The 20,152-nt window shown below is 72.7% G+C and carries 18 protein-coding genes; 14 read left to right on the top strand and 4 right to left on the bottom strand.

What is annotated here, in order from left to right:
• Positions 1 to 47: 47 nt before the first annotated feature.
• The 14 genes from FGW31_RS23880 (at position 48) to FGW31_RS23945 (ending at position 13,803) form a co-directional block, all read left to right on the top strand.
• A complete protein-coding gene (locus FGW31_RS23880) occupies positions 48 to 1,052 on the top strand; it encodes an ABC transporter ATP-binding protein (RefSeq protein ID WP_167530101.1) in 1,005 nt (334 codons plus the stop codon).
• Entirely contained in the window at positions 1,049 to 1,813 is a 765-nt protein-coding gene (locus tag FGW31_RS23885; RefSeq protein ID WP_142195549.1) for an MlaE family ABC transporter permease, read from the top strand. The genes FGW31_RS23880 and FGW31_RS23885 overlap by 4 nt, the downstream gene beginning before the upstream one ends.
• A 6-nt stretch (positions 1,814 to 1,819) precedes the next feature.
• Positions 1,820 to 2,626 (top strand): MlaE family ABC transporter permease, encoded by an 807-nt coding sequence (locus FGW31_RS23890; protein ID WP_142195550.1) that lies wholly within the window; start codon positions 1,820 to 1,822, stop codon positions 2,624 to 2,626.
• 1 nt (position 2,627) lies between these two features.
• Positions 2,628 to 3,878: an MCE family protein gene (locus FGW31_RS23895; protein WP_142195551.1), complete on the top strand. Its 1,251-nt coding sequence runs from the start codon at positions 2,628 to 2,630 to the stop codon at positions 3,876 to 3,878.
• Positions 3,875 to 4,933 carry an MCE family protein gene (locus tag FGW31_RS23900; protein ID WP_142195552.1) on the top strand — a complete coding sequence of 353 codons (1,059 nt, stop codon included), beginning with the start codon at positions 3,875 to 3,877 and terminating at the stop codon, positions 4,931 to 4,933. The genes FGW31_RS23895 and FGW31_RS23900 overlap by 4 nt, the downstream gene beginning before the upstream one ends.
• Positions 4,930 to 6,000 carry an MCE family protein gene (locus FGW31_RS23905; protein WP_142195553.1) on the top strand — a complete coding sequence of 357 codons (1,071 nt, stop codon included), beginning with the start codon at positions 4,930 to 4,932 and terminating at the stop codon, positions 5,998 to 6,000. The genes FGW31_RS23900 and FGW31_RS23905 overlap by 4 nt, the downstream gene beginning before the upstream one ends.
• Before the next feature lie 4 nt (positions 6,001 to 6,004).
• Positions 6,005 to 7,045 carry an MCE family protein gene (locus FGW31_RS23910; protein ID WP_142195554.1) on the top strand — a complete coding sequence of 347 codons (1,041 nt, stop codon included), beginning with the start codon at positions 6,005 to 6,007 and terminating at the stop codon, positions 7,043 to 7,045.
• A complete protein-coding gene (locus FGW31_RS23915; RefSeq protein ID WP_142195555.1) occupies positions 7,042 to 8,391 on the top strand; it encodes an MCE family protein in 1,350 nt (449 codons plus the stop codon). Before FGW31_RS23910 ends, FGW31_RS23915 begins: the two co-directional genes overlap by 4 nt.
• On the top strand, positions 8,388 to 9,665 hold the full coding sequence (locus tag FGW31_RS23920; protein WP_142195556.1) for an MCE family protein: 1,278 nt from the start codon (positions 8,388 to 8,390) through the stop codon (positions 9,663 to 9,665). The genes FGW31_RS23915 and FGW31_RS23920 overlap by 4 nt, the downstream gene beginning before the upstream one ends.
• Positions 9,662 to 10,177: a hypothetical protein gene (locus tag FGW31_RS23925; RefSeq protein WP_142195557.1), complete on the top strand. Its 516-nt coding sequence runs from the start codon at positions 9,662 to 9,664 to the stop codon at positions 10,175 to 10,177. Before FGW31_RS23920 ends, FGW31_RS23925 begins: the two co-directional genes overlap by 4 nt.
• On the top strand, positions 10,174 to 10,758 hold the full coding sequence (locus FGW31_RS23930; RefSeq protein WP_233452568.1) for a hypothetical protein: 585 nt from the start codon (positions 10,174 to 10,176) through the stop codon (positions 10,756 to 10,758). The genes FGW31_RS23925 and FGW31_RS23930 overlap by 4 nt, the downstream gene beginning before the upstream one ends.
• Before the next feature lie 254 nt (positions 10,759 to 11,012).
• Positions 11,013 to 11,561: a nuclear transport factor 2 family protein gene (locus tag FGW31_RS23935; RefSeq protein WP_142195558.1), complete on the top strand. Its 549-nt coding sequence runs from the start codon at positions 11,013 to 11,015 to the stop codon at positions 11,559 to 11,561.
• A gap of 56 nt (positions 11,562 to 11,617) precedes the next feature.
• The gene (locus FGW31_RS23940) at positions 11,618 to 12,448 is read left to right on the top strand and encodes a hypothetical protein (RefSeq protein WP_142195559.1); all 831 of its coding nucleotides are present in this window, start codon (positions 11,618 to 11,620) and stop codon (positions 12,446 to 12,448) included.
• Between the two features lie 74 nt (positions 12,449 to 12,522).
• Positions 12,523 to 13,803, top strand: coding sequence for a lytic transglycosylase domain-containing protein (locus tag FGW31_RS23945; RefSeq protein WP_142195560.1), 1,281 nt, complete (start codon positions 12,523 to 12,525; stop codon positions 13,801 to 13,803).
• A 192-nt stretch (positions 13,804 to 13,995) separates the two neighbouring features.
• On the opposite strand, the gene FGW31_RS23950 is transcribed toward FGW31_RS23945, so the two are convergent.
• The 4 genes from FGW31_RS23950 to mmsA all read right to left on the bottom strand — a co-directional run bounded on the left by FGW31_RS23950 (position 13,996) and on the right by mmsA (position 20,150).
• Positions 13,996 to 15,642, bottom strand: coding sequence for a pyridoxal phosphate-dependent aminotransferase (locus FGW31_RS23950; RefSeq protein ID WP_142195561.1), 1,647 nt, complete (start codon positions 15,640 to 15,642; stop codon positions 13,996 to 13,998).
• A gap of 515 nt (positions 15,643 to 16,157) precedes the next feature.
• On the bottom strand, positions 16,158 to 17,303 hold the full coding sequence (locus FGW31_RS23960; protein ID WP_142195562.1) for an aldose epimerase family protein: 1,146 nt from the start codon (positions 17,301 to 17,303) through the stop codon (positions 16,158 to 16,160).
• Between the two features lie 55 nt (positions 17,304 to 17,358).
• Entirely contained in the window at positions 17,359 to 18,603 is a 1,245-nt protein-coding gene (gene mmsB, locus FGW31_RS23965; RefSeq protein ID WP_142195563.1) for a multiple monosaccharide ABC transporter permease, read from the bottom strand.
• A complete protein-coding gene (mmsA, locus tag FGW31_RS23970) occupies positions 18,600 to 20,150 on the bottom strand; it encodes a multiple monosaccharide ABC transporter ATP-binding protein (RefSeq protein ID WP_142195564.1) in 1,551 nt (516 codons plus the stop codon). Before mmsA ends, mmsB begins: the two co-directional genes overlap by 4 nt.
• Between the last annotated feature and the right edge of the window lie 2 nt (positions 20,151 to 20,152).

Below are 20,152 nucleotides of genomic sequence, written 5' to 3' on the forward strand. Positions count from 1 at the left end.
TGCGGGCCGGGCGCATTGTGTGCGCGGTGACAAGTTCCGGAGGTGCTGTGGGAATCGAAGTGGTGGTCGAGGGCCTGACCAAGTCCTTCGGTGAGCAGAACATCTGGCGGGACGTGACACTTACTCTTCCCGCCGGAGAAGTGAGTGTGATGCTGGGTCCTTCCGGCACCGGGAAGACGGTTTTCCTGAAGTCGCTCATAGGGCTGCTCAAACCCGAGAAGGGCCGTGTCCTCATCAATGGAGTGGACATGGTGAACAGTCCCGAGAGGGATATTTACGAGACCCGGAAACTGTTCGGGCTCATGTTCCAGGACGGCGCCCTGTTCGGCTCCATGTCCCTCTTCGACAACATCGCCTTCCCGCTGCGCGAGCACACCCGCAAGAAGGAGTCGGAGATCCGCCGCATCGTCATGGAACGGATCGAGGTCGTCGGACTGCTGGGCGCGGAGGGCAAGCTCCCGGGAGAGATCAGCGGAGGCATGCGCAAACGGGCCGGCCTGGCCCGCGCGCTCGTGCTGGACCCGCAGATCATCCTCTGCGACGAACCGGACTCCGGGCTCGACCCGGTCCGCACCGCCTACCTCTCCCAGCTGCTGATCGACCTGAACGCGCAGATCGACGCGACGATGCTGATCGTCACCCACAACCTCGACATCGCCGCCACCGTCCCCGACAACATGGGCATGCTCTTCCGGCGCGAACTCGTCACCTTCGGCCCGCGCGAGGTGCTGCTCACCAGTGACGAGCCGGTCGTGGCGCAGTTCCTCGGCGGCCGGCGCGAGGGTCCCATCGGGATGTCCGAGGAGAAGGACGCCGCCACCCTCGCCGCCGAGGCGGCCGCCGCCACGGCCGTCGCGCCCCGCGTGATCGTCCCGCAGCTGGAGCCCTCGCCGGGCCTCCCGCCGCGCCGGGCCGTCGCCCGCCGCCGTCAGCGTGTCATGAGCATGATCGACGAGTTGCCCGCCGGGGCGCGCTCCGCCATCCGGGCCACCTACGCGGCAAGCGCCCAGGCGCCCGCACTGCCGACGCCCGCCGCCGGGAGCGGCGCATGATCACCGCGGCGCTGCGGCAGACCGGCCGGCTCTTCGCGCTCGCCGCCGAAGTGAGCCGCGCCATCTTCCGAAGACCCTTCCAGTTCCGCGAGTTCGTCGAGCAGTTCTGGTTCGTGGCGGGCGTCACCATCCTGCCCGCCGCCCTCGTCTCCATCCCCTTCGGCGCCGTCATCGCGCTCCAGGTCGGCTCCCTCACCCAGCAGTTGGGCGCCCAGTCGTTCACCGGCGGCGCCAGCGTCCTCGCCGTCGTCCAGCAGGCCAGCCCGCTCATCGTCGCCCTGCTGATCGCCGGCGCCGGCGGCTCCGCCATCTGCGCCGACCTCGGCTCCCGCACCATCCGCGAGGAACTCGACGCCATGAAGGTCATGGGCGTCTCGCCGGTGCAACGCCTGGTCGTGCCCCGGGTCCTGGCCACCATGGGCGTGGCCGTCCTGCTCAACGGCCTCGTCTCCGTCGTCGGCACCCTCGGCGGCTACTTCTTCAACGTCGTCCTGCAGGGCGGCACCCCCGGCGCCTACCTGTCCAGCTTCTCCGCCCTCGCCCAGCCGGCCGACCTGTACATCAGCGAACTCAAGGCGCTCGTCTTCGGCTTCATCGCGGGCATCGTCGCCGCCTACCGGGGCCTCAACCCGCGCGGCGGCCCCAAGGGCGTCGGCGACGCCGTCAACCAGTCCGTCGTCATCACCTTCCTGCTGCTCTTCTTCGTCAACATGGTGATGACGGCCGTCTACCTCCAGATCGTCCCGCCGAAGGGAGGCTGACCCACGATGGCCTCGCCGCTCGCCCGGCTCGACCGCTCCGGCGACCACCTGCTCTTCTACGCCCGGGCGCTGCTGTGGATCCCGCGGACCCTGCGCCGCTACCTCAAGGAGGTGCAACGCCTCCTCGCCGAGGTCGCCTTCGGCTCCGGCGGGCTCGGCGTCATCGGCGGCACCATCGGCGTGATGATCGCGATGACGCTCTTCACCGGGACCGTCGTCGGACTCCAGGGCTACGCGGCCCTCGACCAGATCGGCACGGCCGCGTTCACCGGGTTCGTCTCCGCCTACTTCAACACCCGCGAGATCGCCCCGCTCGTCGCCGGACTCGCCCTCTCCGCGACCGTCGGCGCCGGCTTCACCGCCCAGCTCGGCGCCATGCGCATCAACGAGGAGGTCGACGCCCTCGAAGGCATGGGCATCCGCTCCATGCCGTACCTGGTCACCACGCGCATCATCGCCGGGGTCGTCGCCATCGTCCCGCTGTACGCGATCGGGCTGCTCTCCTCCTACCTGGCGTCCCGCTACGTGACCGTCCTGTTCAACGGCCAGTCCCGGGGCACCTACGACCACTACTTCAACCTGTTCCTCTCCCCGACGGACGTCCTGCTGTCCGTACTGAAAGTGCTGATCTTCAGCGTGATGGTGATCCTCGCCCACTGCTACTACGGCTTCCGCGCCTCCGGCGGCCCCGCCGGCGTCGGCGTCGCCGTCGGCCGGTCCGTGCGCAACGCCATCGTGCTGATCAGCGTCACCGACTTCTTCCTGTCGCTGGCCCTGTGGGGCGCGACCACGACCGTGAAGGTGGCGGGGTGAGATGAGCGGACGAGGCGAGACGCTGCGCCGCCGGTGCGCCGGCGTGGTGTTCCTGCTGGTGCCCGTGCTGCTGGTCTGGCTGGCCGTCGCCGTCTACGACAAGCGGTTCACCGACTCCGACCCGGTGGTCGTCGAGACCGGCAGCGTCGGCAACGAGATGCACCCGGGCGCCGAGGTGAAACTGCGCGGCGTCGTCGTCGGCGAGGTCCGCGCCGTCGACGCCACCGACGACGGCGCCCGGCTCACCCTCGCCCTGGAACCCGGCGCCCTGGACCACGTGCCGTCCGACGTGCGCGCGCAGATGCTGCCGACCACCCTCTTCGGCGAGCGCTACGTGGCGCTCGTACCGCCGGAGCGGCCGTCGGCGAAACCGCTGGCCGCCGGAGCCGTCATCCCCCAGGACCGATCCGCGAACGCCGTGGAACTCCAGCAGGTCCTCGACAACGTCCTGCCGATGCTCACCGCCGTCCGGCCGCACAAGCTCTCCGCGACCCTGTCGGCCGTCTCCCGGGCCCTGGAAGGACGCGGCGAGCAGCTCGGCGACACGCTGACGCAACTGGACGAGCACCTGGAGGAGTTCAACCCCCACCTGCCCGCCCTCAACCGCGACCTCAGGGAACTCGTGAAGGTCGGCCACGTCTACGCCGACGCCGCACCCGACATCCTCACCGCGCTCACCGACTTCACCACCACCAGCGGCACCCTCGCCGAGCAGGAGGCCGCACTCGCCGGCACCCTCGGCGCCACCACCCGGACGGCCGAGGACATGACGGCGTTCCTGCAGAAGAACAAGAAGACCGTCATCCGGCTCAGCGCCTCCGGCCGCCCCACGCTGGAACTGCTCGCCGAGTACTCCTCCGCCTTCCCGTGCACCCTGCGCACCCTCGCCGAGTTCGTGCCCGCCATGGACAAGGCGCTCGGCAAGGGCACCGACCGGCCCGGCATCCACGTCGACCTCACCACCGTCCCCTCACGCGGCGCCTACCGCCCCGGCCGCGACACCCCGGTGTACGACTCCGGCGGCGGACCCCGCTGCCCCGCCGTGCCCTACCTCGGCTCCCTGACCCGGCCCGCCGCGCAGACCGCCGCCGCGGCCGGCCAGGACCTCGGGCCCGCCAACTCGCCGCAGGAGAACGACCTCGTCAACGAACTGCTCGCGCCCGCCGCTGGACAGCACCCCGGCGACCTGCCCGACTGGAGCAGCCTGCTCGCCGGCCCGCTCTACCGCGGGACGGAGGTGACCCTTCGATGACCGCCCCGGACCACGCGCACACCCGGCGCCGCCCGCTGACCGGGCCGCTGTGGAAGTCCCTCGCCTTCGTGGTGGTGACCGCGCTCGCCACGACCGTGCTCGGGCTGAGCGTCGCCGACACCGGCGTCCGCTCCGGCACCCGCACCTACAAGGCCCTGTTCACCGACGTCACCGGCCTCGTGGACGGCGACAGCGTGCGCATCTCCGGAGTGGAGGTCGGCGAGGTGACCGGTGTCCGCGTCGTGCAGCGGCGCACCGCCGAGGTCACCTTCACCGTCCGGAAGGACCGCACACTGCCCCGGTCGACCACCGCCGCCGTGAAGTACCTCAACATGGTCGGACAGCGCTACGTCTCGCTCGGCCGCGGCAGCGGCGACCTCACCGGCAGCCTGGACGCGGGCGACACCATCCCCCTCGACCGCACCACGCCCGCCCTCGACCTGACCCTGCTCTTCAACGGCTTCAAGCCGCTGTTCGAAGGCCTGTCCCCGAAGGACGTCAACGAACTCGCCGGGTCGATCGTGCAGGTGCTCCAGGGCGAGGGCGCCACCGTCGACAGCCTGATCCGCCACATCGGCTCGCTCAGCACGACCGTCGCCGCCAAGGACGAGGTGATCGGTCAGGTCGTCGACAACCTCACCACCGTCCTGGACACCCTCAACGACCGCGAGGCCGACTTCGACGACCTCGTCGTCACCCTGCGGGACCTCGTCACCGGCTTCGACGACGACCGTGAACCGCTCGGTGAGGCCGTCGAGGCCATGGGCGACCTGACCACCGTCACCGCCGGCCTCTTCAAGGACGGACGCGCCCCCCTCAAGCGGGACATCCGCGAACTGGGCCGGCTCTCCGCGAACCTCGGCGCGCACACCCCGCAGATCGAGGACTTCCTCCACCGGACCCCCGCGAAGATGACCGCGCTGGCCCGGCTGTCCTCCTACGGATCGTGGTTCAACCTCTACCTGTGCGAGGCACGGGTGAGCGGAGTGACCACCTCCGACGGGTCCGAACCGCCGACCGGCATCGCCATCACCGAATCGAGGTGCCGCGGATGAACCCGTTCACCCGGCCGGGCGGCCCCAGGCGCCCGCGCATCAAACCGGTCGCGGAACGCAACCCCGTCGCCGTCGCCGTGGCCGGGCTGCTCGCGCTCGCCCTGCTCACCGCCCTCGCCTACCACGCGGAACGGCTGCCGTTCGGCGGCGGCACCTCCTACAGCGCCGACTTCTCCGAGGCGGCCGGCCTCGACGACGGCGACGAGGTGCGCATCGCCGGCGTCAAGGTCGGCGAGGTCACCGGCGTCGCCCTCGACGGAGCCAAGGTGAAGGTCACCTTCGAGGTCGAGGACGCCTGGCTCGGCGACCGCACGACCGCCGCCATCGCCATCAGGACCGTCCTCGGCGACAAGTACCTGGCCCTCGACCCGCTCGGCGCCGGCCGGCAGGACCCCGCCCGCCGCATCCCGCTGTCCCGCACCACCAGCCCCTACGACGTGACGCAGGCGTTCCAGGACCTCGGCGGCACCGTCGACGCCCTCGACACCCGCAGGCTCGCGGAGAGCTTCGAGACCCTCTCCGAGACCTTCGAGAAGTCACCGCCGCACGTGCGGAAGGCCGCCGGCGGCCTGTCCGACCTGTCGAAGTCCCTCTCCAAGCGCGACGCGAAACTCGTCGAACTCCTCAAGGGCAGCGCCCGGTTCACCAAGACGCTGCAGAACAAGCAGGCCGGCTTCGAGACCCTCATCGAGGACGGCGGATCCCTGCTCGGCGAACTGAAGGACCGCCGCGCCGCCATCCGCGCGCTGCTCAAGGGCAGCCGTGAACTCGGCACCGAACTCGGCGGCCTCGTCGACGACAACGACAAGCACCTCGGCCCCACCCTGAAGGCACTCGGCCGCGTCACCGCGGTCCTGGAGAAGAACAACACCCAGCTCGGCAAGACCCTCGCACTGGTCGGCCCGTACTACCGCCTGGTCGGCAACACCCTGGGCAACGGACGCTGGTTCGACAGCTACCTGTGCGGCGTCGTGCCCCGCGACTACCTGCCCGCAACGTCCCTGCCGGAAAGCGGATGCATGCCGCCGAAGCAGACGACGCCGGCGGCCCGGCAGAGCGGTGAGTGACGAGATGAACAGACGCGGAAGAATCCTCGCCGGCGTGTCCGCCCTCGCGGTCCTCGCCGCCGGACTGACCACCGTCCGGGTCCTCGACTCCGACGGCACCCGCATCACCGCCTACTTCGACCGCGCCACCGGCATCCACGCCGGATCCGACCTGCGTGTCCTCGGCGTCCGGGTCGGCGAGGTGGAGTCGGTGCGGCCGCAGGGCACCACGGTCCGCGTCGGCCTGCTCCTGGACGAGGGCGTCAAGGTGCCCGAGGGCGCGCGGGCCGTCGTCGTCGCGCCGAGCGTCGTCGCCGACCGCTACGTGCAGCTCACCCCCGCCCACAGCAAGGGCCCCGCCCTCGCCGACGGCGCCGTCCTGCCCGCCTCCCGCAACCGCACCCCCGTCGAGATCGACCAGATCTACGCGTCCGCCACCGAACTGGCCCGCGCTCTCGGCCCGGACGGCGCCAACTCCGCGGGCGCCCTGTCCGAACTGCTGCGCACCGGCGCCGCCAACCTCGACGGCAACGGCGAGGCCATCGGCGACAGCATCGAGGAGTTCGGCAAGGCGGCGAAGACCCTCGACACCGGCAGCGGCGACCTGTTCGGCACGCTCCGCCGGCTCCAGACCTTCACCACCATGCTGAAGGAGAAGGACACCGACGTGCGCACCGCGCAGGAACGCCTGGACGAGGTCGTCGGCTTCTTCGCCGACAACAAGGACGACCTCGCCGGCGCCCTCGAGGAACTCGGCACCGCCCTCGGCCGGGTCAAGACGTTCATCGAGGACAACCGCGGCGAGCTGAAGAAGAACGTCGACCGGCTCGTCCCGCTCACCCGGACCCTCGTCGAGCAGCGGGCCTCGCTCGCCGAGGCGCTGGACGTGGCGCCGCTGGCCGCGTCCAACGTCGTCGGCGCCTACAACCCCGACACCCGCACCCTCGACGGACGCGCCAACCTCAACGAGATCAGCATGGGCGGTCCGCTGCTGCCGCTGCCCGCGACGGACGGCTCCGCCGCGGGCGGCGACGGGTCCGCGGCTCCCGGGAAGGGGCAGCGATGAAGCGCGGCACCCGGCGCACCGGGGCCCGGCGGGCCGGGCGGGGCGTGCTGACCGCGGGCGGCGCCGCCGGCCTCACCGCGGGCGGGCTCCTCGCCCTCGGGCTCGGCTTCGCCCTGGCCCTCGGCGCGGTCGTCGTCGGACCGCCGCGCTTCGACGGCATCGAGGACCTGCCGCTGCCCGGCGGCGCCGACCTCGGCGACCACCCCTACACCGTCACCGCGGAACTGGACGACGTGGTCAGCCTCGTCCCGCACTCCGCGGTGAAGGTCAACGACGTCGCCGTCGGCCGGGTCACCGGCATCGACCTCGGCCGCGACGACTGGTCGGCCCGCGTCACCATGCGCATCAACGGAGACGTGCGGCTGCCCGCCGACGCCGGCGCGCGGATCGAGCAGTCCGGCCTGCTCGGCGAGAAGTACGTCCAGCTCGTCGCGCCGGCCCGCCGGACCGGGGCCGGGAGGCTGGCGGACGGGGACGTCATCCCGGTCTCGCGCACCGGCCGCGGCACCGAGGTCGAGGAGGTGTTCGGCGCGCTGTCCCTGCTGCTCAACGGCGGCGGCGTCAACCAGCTCAGAACGATCACCCGGGAGCTCAACGCGGCGCTCGGCGGCCGCGAACCCGAGGTCCGCTCCGTCCTGCGACGCGTGGACACGCTGGTGAGCGAACTCGACGACCACCGGGGCGACATCACCGACGCCCTCGACGCCGTCAACCGGCTCTCCGCGACCCTCGCCACCCGCAAGGAGGACGTCGGCACCGTCCTCACCGACCTCTCGCCCGGACTGAAGACGCTGGAGAAGCAGCGCGGTTCGCTGCTGACGATGCTGCGTTCCCTCGACACGCTCTCCGGCGTCGCCGTCTCCACCATCGACGCGAGCAAGGACGACATGATCGCCGACCTGAAGGCCCTCGCGCCGACGCTGAAGGCGCTCGCGGACGCGGGCACCGACCTGCCGGACTCGCTTGAGGTGCTGCTGACGTACCCGTTCACCGACGAGGTGCTGCGCGGCGTGAAGGGCGACTACCTCAACGTGTACCTGGACCTGGTCGCCGTGCCCGGCACCCAGGTGATCCCGCCGCTGGTGCCGCGGGGCACACCCTCCCCGTCCGCCCCGGCGGGCGGCGAGCCGGGCGGGGCCGGGCGGAAGGGGTCCGCCGGGAAGGACGGAGACGCGTCGGGGACCGGCGGCACACCGGGTGCCGGCGTCGGACCGGAGACGTCGTCGTCCGTCCCGCCGTCGGGAAGCCCGTCGCGGGACACCTCGCCGCTGCCGCTGCCCTCCGTGTCCACCACCGGGGCCGGCACGGCACCGGCCGCGTCCCCGGACGGGGGCGACGACGGATGATCACCCTCGCCGTACGGCTGAAGAACCTCGCCTTCCTCCTCGTCGCCGTCCTCGCCCTGTCCTACCTCGGCATCCGCTACGCCGACCTCGGCCGGTACGTCGGCGTCGCCGACTACTACACCGTCGACGTCCGACTCCCGCGCACCGGCGGCCTGTTCACGCACTCCGACGTCACCTACCGGGGCGTCTCGGTGGGACGCGTCGGCCCGATCGACCTCACCGCCGACGGCGTCGTCGCCGAACTGCGCATCAGGAAGTCCGCCCCGCGCATCCCCGCAGACACCCGCGCCGTCGTCGCCGGGCTGTCCGCCGTGGGCGAGCAGTACATCGACCTGCGGCCCGAGAGCGACGGCGGCCCCTACCTCGCCGACGGCACCCGCATCGCGCAGTCCGACACCCAGGTGCCGGCCCCCGTCACCGACGTCCTCACCGGCCTCGACGACCTCGTCACCTCCGTCCCGCTGGAGGACCTGCGCACGGTCGTCGACGAGTTCGGCGAGGTCTTCGAAGGACACGGCGACGACCTCCGGGTGCTGCTCGACAGCGGCGGCGCGTTCGTGGCGGCCGCCGACCGCGCCCTGCCGTCCACCAGCCGGCTCATCACCGACGGCGAGACGGTGCTGCGCACCCAGGCCGAGGAGGCGCGGGCCATCCGGGACTTCGCCACCGGCGCGCGGGAACTGGCCCGCACCCTCAAGGGCTCCGACGCCGACCTGCGCCGCCTGCTCGCCGTCACCCCGGAGGCCGCCACGCAGGTCAGCGGCGTCCTGCGGGACCTCGACCCGAGCCTCGGCGTCGTCCTCGCCAACCTGCTCACCACCTCCGAGATCGCCGTCACCCGGCAGCGCGGCATGGAGGAACTCCTCGTGACCTACCCGGCGGCCGTCGCCGCCGGCGCCACCGCCGTCGACGGAGGGAAGCTGAACCTCGGCATGGCCGTCACCTTCTTCCAGCCCCTGCCCTGCACCACCGGATACGGCGGCACCCGCTACCGCAACGGCCTCGACCTCGGCACCGCGCCCGCCCTCAACACCGGCGCCGCCTGCACCGCCCCGGCCTCGTCCGGCTCCAACGTGCGCGGCTCGGCGAACGCCCCGAAGGGCGGCGCCGTGCCCGAACCCGCCAGGCCGGGCTCGCTGCCCTCGGGGAGCGGCGGGGCGCCGAAGGGCGGGCGCGAGGCGCTGCCCGGCGCGCTCGCCCTGCCCGGCCAGGACGGCGAGGCACCGGCGGACCTGGCGGGACTCCTCGCCCCGGCCACCGGGAGCACACGATGAGACGGGCCCGGATCCTCACCGGAGCGGGGCTGGTGCTGGCCCTCGGGTTCTGCGGCACGGGCGCGTGGACGTACGCACAGGCACGCACCGACGACACGCTCGCGTACGGCAGGGAGCGGGACGAGGCGCTCGCCGACGGACGGGCCGCCGTCGCCGTGCTCACCACGCTCGACGCCTCCACCCGGCAGCGGGCGGAACGCGGCGTGCGGGCCTGGCGGGCCGTGTCCACGGGGCCGCTGCGCGAGGAACTGGGCCGCGCCGGGGCCGAGTCGGGTGCCTCGGCGCGCGGCACCGTCACCGAGGCCGCCGTCACCGCGCTCGACCCGCGGACCGGCACGGCGAAACTCATCGCCACCGTCCGCGTCGAGGTCACCTCCGCCGGGTCGAGCAGGCCGGCCGTCGACCGCAAGCGACTGGAGGCGGTCCTGGCCCGCACGGGCGAGGCCGAGTGGAAGGTCAGGGCCCTGAGCGCGGTACCGCTCACGGCGGCGGAGGAAGGCGAGGACCGATGACAGGCAGAACAGCGGAGCCCGCCACGGAGGCGGCGGACGACGACGGCGGGGAACTCCTGGCCGGCACCCGCGGCACCTCGCGCCGTGGCCTGCGCCGGCTTCTCCTCGTCGGGACCGCCGCGGTGCTGGTCCTCGGCGGCTGCGGCTTCCTGCACGCCGCGCACCGGCTGAACTCCGCACCGTCCGCCGAGAACCGCGCGCTCACCGACACCGAGGCCACCGCGCGCGTCGCCGGCGAGGTCGGCAACGCCCTCGCCCGCGTCTTCTCGTACACGCCGGACGGCACCGCGGCCGCCGAGCGTTCCGCCCGCACCGTGCTGGACGGTCGCGCCGCCCGCCAGTACGACGTCCTCTTCGACCGGGTCCGCGGCGACGTCGCCGAGCAGCGCGTCACCCTGAGCACCCGGGCCGTCCGCACCGGGGTGGTCGAACTGGACGGTGACCGGGCGCGGTTGCTGGTCTTCCTCGACCAGACCTCCCGCCGCGGCACGGACGCTGCCACCACCGCGCCGGCCCAGCTCACCGTCACGGCCCGGCTCCGGGACGACCGGTGGCGGATCGTCGACATCACGGCCCGCTGAACCCGAAAGCCCTCCGACCCGAGAGCCGCAGAACCCCACTGACCCGACGGGAGAGCCCGCAGAACCCCACTCCACCGACCGGAGAGCCCGCGGAACCCCGCTGAACCCCCGCTGACCCGACCGGAGAACCCGCAGAACCCCCGCTGATCCGACCGGAGAACCCGCAGAACTCCGCAGAACCCCCGCTGAACCGACCGGAGAACCCGCAGAACCCCACTGACCCGCCGCACGTGCGCGGGAGACTGGAGCGCCCCATGAAACGCGCGGTCCGCGTCCTCGCCGGAGCCCGGCCCCGGCCGCTGCCGGCCCTCGCCCTCGTCCTCACCCTCGTCGCGGGCGGGTTCGCCGCGTGGACCGGTCAGGACTGGTACCGCGCGGCCCACGACGACCGGGCCGCGTACGCCGCGCAGCGGGACGCGGCGCTCGCCGCCGGGGAGCAGGCCGTGCAGAACCTCAACACGCTCGACCACCGCGACCTGGACCGCGGCCTCGACCTGTGGGAGTCCTCGACGGCCGGCGAACTGCACGACCAACTCGCTTCTGGGCGCGATGAGTTCGCGGAGCAGGTGAAGGCGGCGAAGACGGTCACCACGGCCCGGGTGCTGTCGGGCGCCGTCACCGAGCTCGACGACCGCGCCGGCCGCGCCCGGGTGCTGGTCGCCCTGCGCGTCACCGTCAGGGCGTCCGACGGCGCGAAGACCGACAAGGACAGCCGCATGCTCGGCGAACTCACCCGGACCGGGGGCCGGTGGAAGCTGAGCGCCCTGGGCCAGGCACCCGTGGGCGGCACACCAGCCGGCTGACCCGGGCCCGTACCGCCCACGCCGCCCCTGCCGTGCACCGAGGAGGACACCGCACGATGTCGACGACCCGCCACCACATCAACCGCCAGCGCCGCCGCCGGGACCGCGAGACCCGGTCCGCCGCCGTCGACGCGAGCCCGGAGCGCGCCGGGGGCCGGACCCGCGCGGGCGGCACGGCCGTCCTGCCCGCTCCCCGCGCCTCGTCCGCCGCACGGACCGCCGGACCGGCCGCCGCACGGACCGCCGGACCGGCCGCCGCACGGACCGCCGGACCGGCCGCCGGGCCGGTCGCCAGGGACGGCGGGCGGCGGGAGCGGAAGACGGGCAGGACCGCGGGCCTCGCCGTGCTCTGCGCGCTGACCCTGCTCCTCGGCGGCTTCGCCGGCTGGGCCCGCGCGCAGGCCGAGGCGCTGCGGGCCGAGCCCGCCCGCGGCAACACCGCCCTCACCGACGTCGCCCGCACCAGCGAGATCAAGGGACAGACGGCGAAGGCCGTCGGCCTGCTCTTCTCCTACGACCACACCGAGCCCGACGCCCTCGGCAAGGCCGCGAAGGACCTCCTCACGGGGAAGGCGGTCGGCCAACACGCCGCGCTGCTGGCCGACGTCCGCAAGCGGGCCGACGAGCGGAAGGCGGTCATCACCACGACGGTCACCGAGAGCGCGGTCGAACGGATCGACGGCGACCGGGCCCGGGTCCTCGTCTACGCCGACCAGAGCAGCGTCGCCACCGCCGGCGCCGAGTCCTCCACGGGCGGCGGCGCGAAGGGCGAGGACGGGGCGGACGCGCGGGACGAGGGCGTGTACGCGGGAGCCGTGCTCGCCGTCGACGTGGTGCACCGCGACGGACGCTGGCTGGTCTCCGGCATCGACACCTTCGGCCGCTGACCACCGTACGCCCGCCCGCACCCCGGCACCTGCCCGTTCCCGCACCGCCGACGGATCCGACAGGAGTGACCGCCATGTCCGTACGCCGCGCCCGACGTCCGTACGCCGGCCGGGCCCGCAGGGGACTGCGGGCGACCGCCGTGGCGGTGACGGCCATGGCGGCCCTCACCGCCTCCCAGGCGCCCGGCCTCACCGGCGACGCGCAGGACGCCCACGCCGCCCCGCCCGCCGACGGCCCGCACACCCCGGCGGCCGGCGGCCCGTACGCCGACCTCGCTCCGCCGGGGGACGGCTCCTACCACACCGAACTCCCGCCCCTGCGGTCCCCGGACGCCGCGTCGGACGCACCGGCGCTCGTGCGCACCATCCGGGCCCAGTCCGGCATTCCGGCCACCGTGCTGCGCGCCTACCGTGCCGCCGAGACCTCCGTCGGCCGGACCGACCCCGGCTGCCGGCTGCCGTGGGAGCTGCTCGCGGCGATCGGCAAGGTGGAGTCCGGTCAGGCGCGCGGCGGTGCGGTCGACCGGAACGGCACCACGCGGGGCCGCATCACCGGGCCGGCGCTCGACGGGCGGGGCTTCGCCCTGATCCGGGACACGGACGGAGGCGCCCACGACGGGGACACGGTGTACGACCGTGCGGTGGGGCCGATGCAGTTCCTGCCGTCGACCTGGGCCCGGTGGGGCACGGACGGCAACGGTGACGGCCGTGCCGACCCGAACAACATCTTCGACGCGGCCCTGGCCGCCGGGCACTACCTGTGCGCGGGCGACCGGGACCTGGGCCGGGCCGCGGACCTGGACCGGGCGATCCTCGGCTACAACCACTCCCGCGCCTACCTGAGACTGGTCAGGTACTGGCTGGAGTTCTACCGCCGCGGCGTGCACACCGTCCCCGACGGGAGCGGCGTCGTCCCGAGGAGTCCCGGCGCGGGCGGCGACACCCCGGCGACCGAGCCCGTCGACGGCGGAAACCGCGGGAGTGGTCAGAACGGCGGCACGGGGGACGGGAACGGGGGCGGCGGTGGCGTCGTCATCGGCCCGGACCCGAGCACCCCGGTCAGCCCCGGACCGTCCCCGTCCGCCCCGTCACCCACCCCGTCACCCACCCCGTCACCCACTCCGGCGCCCACCTCCCCGTCCCCGGACCCCTCCTCCCCGACGGCCCCTCCGACGAGCCAGGACCCGTCGCAGCCGCCCGGCGGATCCCCCACGGCAACTCCGACACCGACCGACCCGGCCCCCTCGCCCACGGACCCGGACACCTGCCCCTCGGAATCGGCGACCCCGTCCCCGGACCCCGAACCGTCCCCGACCGCCTCGCCCTGCCCGACGCCCCCGGCCGCCGCTCCCTGAACATGAGACGACCGCGTACCGCGACGACCGCGTACCGCGACGACCGCGCACCGTGAGTGCGGCGTACCGTAAGGGCCGTTCACACGACGGTCGTTCACACGAGGGCCGCGCACCACACGCGTCGCGCACCACGAGGGCTGCGCACTACAGGCGCTGCGCGCCGCGAGGGACCGTGCACCGTGCGGACCGCGGTCAGCCGGCCCGGCCCATGCCCGCCGCGTACGGCCAGCCCTGCGGTCCGGGCCGGCCGGGTGCCGGGGCGGCGGAGAGGCCGTCGGTGCCCCGGACCTGCGCGGCCGTCAGACCGCCCCGGGCCGGGACACCGGGCGGCGTGGGCCCGGTCGGCTGCGGCAGGGGAGCGGGCGCGACCCCGGGAACAGGGGCGGCGACAGGGGCGGCGACAGGAGGGACCACGGCCGCCGCGGCGGGCATCGGCACCGGCATCGGCGCCACGGGCCCCATGGGCCCCATGGGCGCGGCGGGAGCCACCGGTGCGGCGGGCACCGTGGCGGCCGCCGGCGCCAACGGCTGCGGCAGCGGCTGCGGAAGAGGCTGCGGCACCGGCTGCTGCGGTACGGCCGGTGCGCCCGCCGGAACCCCCGCCGAAGCCGGCGGCGGCATCGGCACGCCGGCCCCGTTGGTCTGGCTGACCAGCCGGTCGACGGCCGCCGTGCCCGAGCTGTAGCCGGTTCCGGTCGCGGGCCCCGGCACGGCGGCTCCCCTCCTGGCCGTCCCGTAGAGCACCTGCTCCAGGCCGGTCACCAGGCGACGCACATCGACCTGGGGACGTACCACGAGACGCAGGAAGCGGCTGGAGGAGCCGATCTTGTTGCCGCACTCGCGGACCAGGATCCGGTGCTCGGTGAGCATCCGGTCCCGGACCACGGTGCCCTCGGCGCCCACGGGGAGGCGCACGAAGAGGAAGTTGCCCTGGGACGGGTAGACCGTCAGTCCGGGCAGTGCGGAGAGCTGGCCGGACATGTCCATCCGGTCGCGGCGCACCTGGTGCAGGCTCTGCGCGTACTCGGCGCCGTGCTCCTTCAGCATGAACACCACGTGCTCGGCGAAGGAGTTGAGGTTCCACTTGGGGAGCATGGACCTCACCCGGCCCGCGAGCGCCGGGTTGGCGACCAGGTAGCCGAAGCGGATGCCGTGCAGGCCGAAGTTCTTGCCGAGGCTGCGCAGCACGATGACGTTGGGCCGCAGCATGGCCTCCTGCACCACGCTCGGTTCGTTCTCCGCGTCGGCGAACTCCAGGAACGACTCGTCGACCACCACCAGGTCCAGGTCCGCCATCGCGTCCATGAACTGCACGACCGCGTGCTTGTGCAGGAAGCCGCCGTCGGGGTTGTTCGGGTTGCAGATCACCGCGACCCGGGTGCCGCGCGCGCGGATGAACTCGGCGTACTGCGCGAGGTCCAGGGCGAAGCCGCCGGACTCCTGGAGCGGGAACATGTCGACCCGCTTGCCGGTCTCCATGGGCTGGTCGGTCCAGCGGCCGAAGGTGGGGACGGGGACGGCGAGGGACTCGCGGACCAGCAGGTGGTCGATCCAGGTGATGAGTTCGGTGGAGCCGTTGCCCATCGCCACGCACTGCGGCGGGAGTTGGAGCAGGCCGCACAGCTCGGCGGTGATGGTGTCGGCGCTGCTCGGGTAGTACGTGATGATGTCGCGGAGCCTGGCCGCCATCTCCTCGAACATGGCGGGGGTGGGGAAGTACGGATTGCAGGGGATGCAGAAGTCCACCGGGCCGGCCCCGTCGCTCTCCCGTGTCAGCGCCGCCATCGACGGGCTGTGCGCCGCGGTACTGCGGAACAACGAGGTGACGTTGTCGGCCATGGAACCTCCGTGTGCGGCGGGCCCGCCGGGGACGTCCGGGCCCGTCATGCCTGGGTGGCCCGCGCGGGGGAACGCGGGCCACCCAGGGGTACGGAGCGCGGCACGGGGCCGTTCAGCTCATGTGAGGAAAATGTGACCACCGGAGCCGCCCGAACCACCGGAGCCGCCCGGACCACCGGAGCCGCCCGAACCACCGGAGCCGCACGGACCACCGGAGCCGCCCGGACCACCGGAGCCGCCCGGACCACCGGAGCCGCCGGGGCTCAGGAGCCCTCGAACGACCGGAGCCGCCCTGACCACCGAGCCGCCGGAGCCGCAGAGGCTGCCGGAGCCGCCCTGACCCCCGAGCCGCCGGAGCCGCAGAGGCTGCCGGAGCCGCCCTGACCACCGAGCCGCCGGAGCCGCAGAGGCTGCCGGAGCCGCCCTGACCACCGAGCCGCCGGAGCCGCCCCCACCACCGGGCCACCGGAGCCTCCCGGCCCGCCGGCGCTCAGGAGCCGCCCGGCCGCCGGCGCTCAGGAGCCGAACGAGTGGACCGTCGTCGTCCGGTACGTCTCGCCGGGGCGCAGCACGGTCGACGGGAACGACGGCTGGTTCGGCGAGTCCGGGAAGTGCTGGGTCTCCAGGCACAGCCCGTCGCCCTGCCGGTAGACCCGGCCGCCGGTGCCGGTCAGGGTGCCGTCGAGGAAGTTGCCCGAGTAGAACTGCAGGCCCGGCTCGTTGGTGGCGATCCGCAGGGTGCGGCCGGAGGACGGGTCGCGCAGGGTGGCGACGTGCTCGGGCCGGTCGGTGATCCCCTTGTCGAGGACCCAGTTGTGGTCGAAGCCCTGCGCGGTGATCAACTGCGGGTGGGCGGCGCGGATGTCCCGGCCGATCGGCTTGGCCCGCCGGAAGTCGAACGGGGTGCCCGCCACCGGGGCGAGCTCACCGGTGGGGATCAGGCCCGCGTCGGTGGGTGTGTAGCGGGACGCGGCGATCGTCAGCTCGTGGTCCTCGATGCCGCCGCTGCCCTCGCCGGCCAGGTTCCAGTACACGTGGCTGGTGAGGTTGACGACGGTGGCCCGGTCGGTGGTGGCCTCGTAGTCGATCCGCCAGTCGCCGTCGCGGGTGAGCGTGTACGTCACCGTCGCGCGCAGCGTGCCCGGGTAGCCCATCTCGCCGTCGACGCTCGTGTGGTACATCCGCAGACCGACGTCCGGGCCCGCCGTGAACGGCTCGACGTCCCAGACCCGCTTGTCGAAGCCGCGGGCCCCGCCGTGCAGGCTGTTCTCGCCGTCGTTGACGGACAGCTGGTGGTCCGTGCCGTCGAGGGTGAAGCGGCCCTTGTCGATGCGGTTGCCGTACCGGCCGATCAGGGCGCCGAAGTACGGGCTGGACGCGACGTAGTCCGCCAGGTCGTCGAAGCCGAGGGAGACGTTGGCGTGACGGCCGCGGCGGTCGGGGACCTCCAGGGACTGGACGATGCCGCCGTAGGACAGCACCCGCATCCGGGTCCCGCCGTTCTCCAGCGACCAGCTGTGGACCTTCGTGCCGTCCGCGAGCTTGCCGAACAGCGTCTTCACCGGCTTCCTGCCTCCCGTGGCGTGTGCCGTGCCGGCCACCGCGGCGGCGGTGACCCCGGCTGCTGCTCCTGCGATGACCGTGCGTCTGCTCAGTTCCACGAAAACCGCTCCAACAAGGGGAGGGGCCCCGCCGTCCGGCGGGGCCCGAGTCGACTTACGAACCGACCTTGCGCTTGTTCCACACGTCGAACCCGACCGCCGCCAGCAGCACCAGGCCCTTGATGACCTGCTGCCAGTCGGTGCCGATGCCGACGAGGTTCATGCCGTTGTTCAGCACGCCCAGGACCAGACCGCCGATGATCGCGCCGAGGACGGTGCCGACACCGCCGCTCATCGACGCGCCGCCGATGAACGAGGCCGCGATCGCCTCCAGTTCGAAGTTGAGGCCGGCCTTGGGAGAGGCCGCGTTGAAGCGGGCGGCGAACACCAGACCCGCCAGGGCCGCGAGCATGCCCATGTTCAGGAAGACGAGGAAGGTGACCTTCTTGTCCCGCACGCCCGACAGCTTCGCCGCGGGCAGGTTGCCGCCGATGGCGTAGATGTGGCGGCCGATGACGGCGTTGCGCATCACGTAGCCGAAGCCGACGAGCAGCGCGCCGAGGATCAGCAGCACGATCGGGGCGCCCTTGTAGCTGGCCAGCAGCAGCGTCACCACGAGGACGGCGGAGGCCAGCGCGACCAGCTTCAGCGCGAACAGCTTGGCGGGCAGGACGTCGAGGTCGAACTCCTTCTGCCGGCGGCGGTCGCGGACCTCCTGGAGGACCACCAGCGCGATCAGCGCGAAGCCGAGCAGCAGGGTGAGGTTGTGGTAGTTGGTCTCCGGGCCGACCTCGGGCATGAAGCCGTTGGCGACCTTCTGCAGGCCCTTCGGGAACGGGCCGAGGGTCTGGCCCTCCAGGAAGATCTCCGTCAGGCCGCGGAAGGTCAGCATGCCCGCGAGGGTCACGATGAACGACGGTATGCCGCCGTAGGCGATGAACCAGCCCTGGATCGCCCCCGCGAGGGCACCCACGGCCAGGCACAGCAGCACCGCGACCGGCCACGGTATGTCGTTCTTGACCATGAAGACGGCGGCCATGGAGCCGACGAACGCGGTCAGCGAGCCGACCGACAGGTCGATGTGGCCCGCGATGATGACCAGCATCATGCCGATCGCGAGGATCAGGATGTAGCTGTTCTGCAGCACCAGGTTGGAGACGTTGCGCGGCAGCAGCAGGTCGCCGTCGGTCCACACCGCGAACAGCGCCACGATGAGGCCGAGCGCGATCAGCATGCCGTACTGCCGCATGTTGCGGCGCATGCCGTCCAGCATCAGCCGGAGCAGGCCGTCACCGCTGCCCGCCCCCTTCTTGCCCGGCGGCGCGGCGGCCGGGGTCGTGTCGGTGACTTCCGTGCTCATCGGGATACCTCTTTGTCCTTCGTCATCTGACGCATCAGCGATTCCTGGGAGGCCTCGGCCCGCGAGAACTCACCCGTCAGCCGCCCCGCGGCCATCGTGTAGATGCGGTCGCACATGCCGAGCAGTTCGGGCAGCTCGGAGGAGATGAAGACGACCGCCTTGCCCTGGGCGGCCAGCTGGTCGATGACCGTGTAGATCTCGTACTTGGCGCCGACGTCGATGCCGCGCGTCGGCTCGTCCAGGATCAGCACATCGGGACCGGCGAAGATCCACTTGCTGAGGACGACCTTCTGCTGGTTGCCGCCGGACAGCTTGCCCACCGGCTCGAAGACCGTCGGCGCCTTGATGTTCATGGACTTGCGGAAGCCCTCGGCGACCTGCCGCTCCTCGTGCTCGTCCACCACTCCGCGCCTGGCGACCTTCTTCAGTGCGCTGAGCGAGATGTTGCGGTTGATGGTGTCGATGAGGTTCAGCCCGTAGTGCTTGCGGTCCTCGGTGACGTACGCGATGCCGTGCGCGACCGCCTCCGGGACGGTTTTGGTGCGGATCTCGGTGCCGTCCTTGAGGACCGTGCCGCCCGCGTACCGGCCGTAGGTGCGGCCGAACAGGCTCATCGCGAGTTCGGTGCGGCCGGCGCCCATCAGGCCCGCGATGCCGACGATCTCGCCGCGCCGGACCTCCAGCGACACGTCGTCGACGACCTTGCGCTGCTGGTCGATCGGGTGGTGCACGGTCCAGTTGCGGATCTCCAGGGCCGGTGCGACGCCCTCCTCCGGCCGGTGCGGGGTGCGCTCCGGGAAGCGGTGCTCCAGGTCGCGGCCGACCATGCCGGAGATGATGCGGTCCTCGCTGGTCTCCGGGGCCTTCACGTCGAGCGTCTCGATGGTCCGCCCGTCCCGCAGGATCGTCACCGAGTCGGCGACCCGGCGGATCTCGTTCAGCTTGTGGGAGATGATGATCGAGGTGATGCCCTGGTCCTTCAACTGGAGGATCAGGTCGAGGAGTTTGCCGCTGTCCTCGTCGTTGAGCGCCGCGGTCGGCTCGTCGAGGATGAGCAGCTTCACCTTCTTCGACAGCGCCTTGGCGATCTCCACCAGCTGCTGCTTGCCCACGCCGATGTCGGCGACGCGGGTCTCCGGGTGCTCGTCGAGGCCCACCCGGCGCAGCAGCTCGGCGGCGTGCCTGAGCGTCTCGTTCCAGTTGATGAACCCGCGCGTGGCGTGCTCGTTGCCGAGGAAGATGTTCTCCGCGATCGACAGGTACGGCACCAGGGCCAGCTCCTGGTGGATGATCACGATGCCGTGCTCTTCGCTGGCCCGGATGTCCTTGAACCGGCAGACCTCCTCCTCGAAGAGGATGTCCCCGTCGTAGGTGCCGTGCGGGTGGACGCCGGAGAGGACCTTCATCAGGGTCGACTTGCCGGCGCCGTTCTCGCCGCAGATGGCGTGGACCTCGCCCCGCTGGACGGTCAGGGTGACGTCCGACAGCGCCTTGACGCCGGGAAAGGTCTTGACGATCGAGCGCATTTCCAGGACGGGTCCCGCCATGG

Source organism: Streptomyces calvus, from assembly GCF_006782915.1.
Classification (GTDB): domain Bacteria; phylum Actinomycetota; class Actinomycetes; order Streptomycetales; family Streptomycetaceae; genus Streptomyces; species Streptomyces calvus.

Excerpts from the sequence above, each read along its gene's own strand:
- FGW31_RS23945 (WP_142195560.1), top strand. The coding sequence starts at position 12,523 with ATGTCCGTACGCCGCGCCCGACGTCCGTACGCCGGCCGGGCCCGCAGG.
- FGW31_RS23920 (WP_142195556.1), top strand. The coding sequence starts at position 8,388 with ATGATCACCCTCGCCGTACGGCTGAAGAACCTCGCCTTCCTCCTCGTC.
- FGW31_RS23905 (WP_142195553.1), top strand. The coding sequence starts at position 4,930 with ATGAACCCGTTCACCCGGCCGGGCGGCCCCAGGCGCCCGCGCATCAAA.
- mmsA (WP_142195564.1), bottom strand. The coding sequence starts at position 20,150 with ATGGCGGGACCCGTCCTGGAAATGCGCTCGATCGTCAAGACCTTTCCC.
- FGW31_RS23885 (WP_142195549.1), top strand. The coding sequence starts at position 1,049 with ATGATCACCGCGGCGCTGCGGCAGACCGGCCGGCTCTTCGCGCTCGCC.
- FGW31_RS23940 (WP_142195559.1), top strand. The coding sequence starts at position 11,618 with ATGTCGACGACCCGCCACCACATCAACCGCCAGCGCCGCCGCCGGGAC.
- FGW31_RS23930 (WP_233452568.1), top strand. The coding sequence starts at position 10,174 with ATGACAGGCAGAACAGCGGAGCCCGCCACGGAGGCGGCGGACGACGAC.
- FGW31_RS23895 (WP_142195551.1), top strand. The coding sequence starts at position 2,628 with ATGAGCGGACGAGGCGAGACGCTGCGCCGCCGGTGCGCCGGCGTGGTG.
- mmsB (WP_142195563.1), bottom strand. The coding sequence starts at position 18,603 with ATGAGCACGGAAGTCACCGACACGACCCCGGCCGCCGCGCCGCCGGGC.
- FGW31_RS23925 (WP_142195557.1), top strand. The coding sequence starts at position 9,662 with ATGAGACGGGCCCGGATCCTCACCGGAGCGGGGCTGGTGCTGGCCCTC.
- FGW31_RS23910 (WP_142195554.1), top strand. The coding sequence starts at position 6,005 with ATGAACAGACGCGGAAGAATCCTCGCCGGCGTGTCCGCCCTCGCGGTC.
- FGW31_RS23900 (WP_142195552.1), top strand. The coding sequence starts at position 3,875 with ATGACCGCCCCGGACCACGCGCACACCCGGCGCCGCCCGCTGACCGGG.
- FGW31_RS23950 (WP_142195561.1), bottom strand. The coding sequence starts at position 15,642 with ATGGCCGACAACGTCACCTCGTTGTTCCGCAGTACCGCGGCGCACAGC.
- FGW31_RS23935 (WP_142195558.1), top strand. The coding sequence starts at position 11,013 with ATGAAACGCGCGGTCCGCGTCCTCGCCGGAGCCCGGCCCCGGCCGCTG.
- FGW31_RS23890 (WP_142195550.1), top strand. The coding sequence starts at position 1,820 with ATGGCCTCGCCGCTCGCCCGGCTCGACCGCTCCGGCGACCACCTGCTC.
- FGW31_RS23915 (WP_142195555.1), top strand. The coding sequence starts at position 7,042 with ATGAAGCGCGGCACCCGGCGCACCGGGGCCCGGCGGGCCGGGCGGGGC.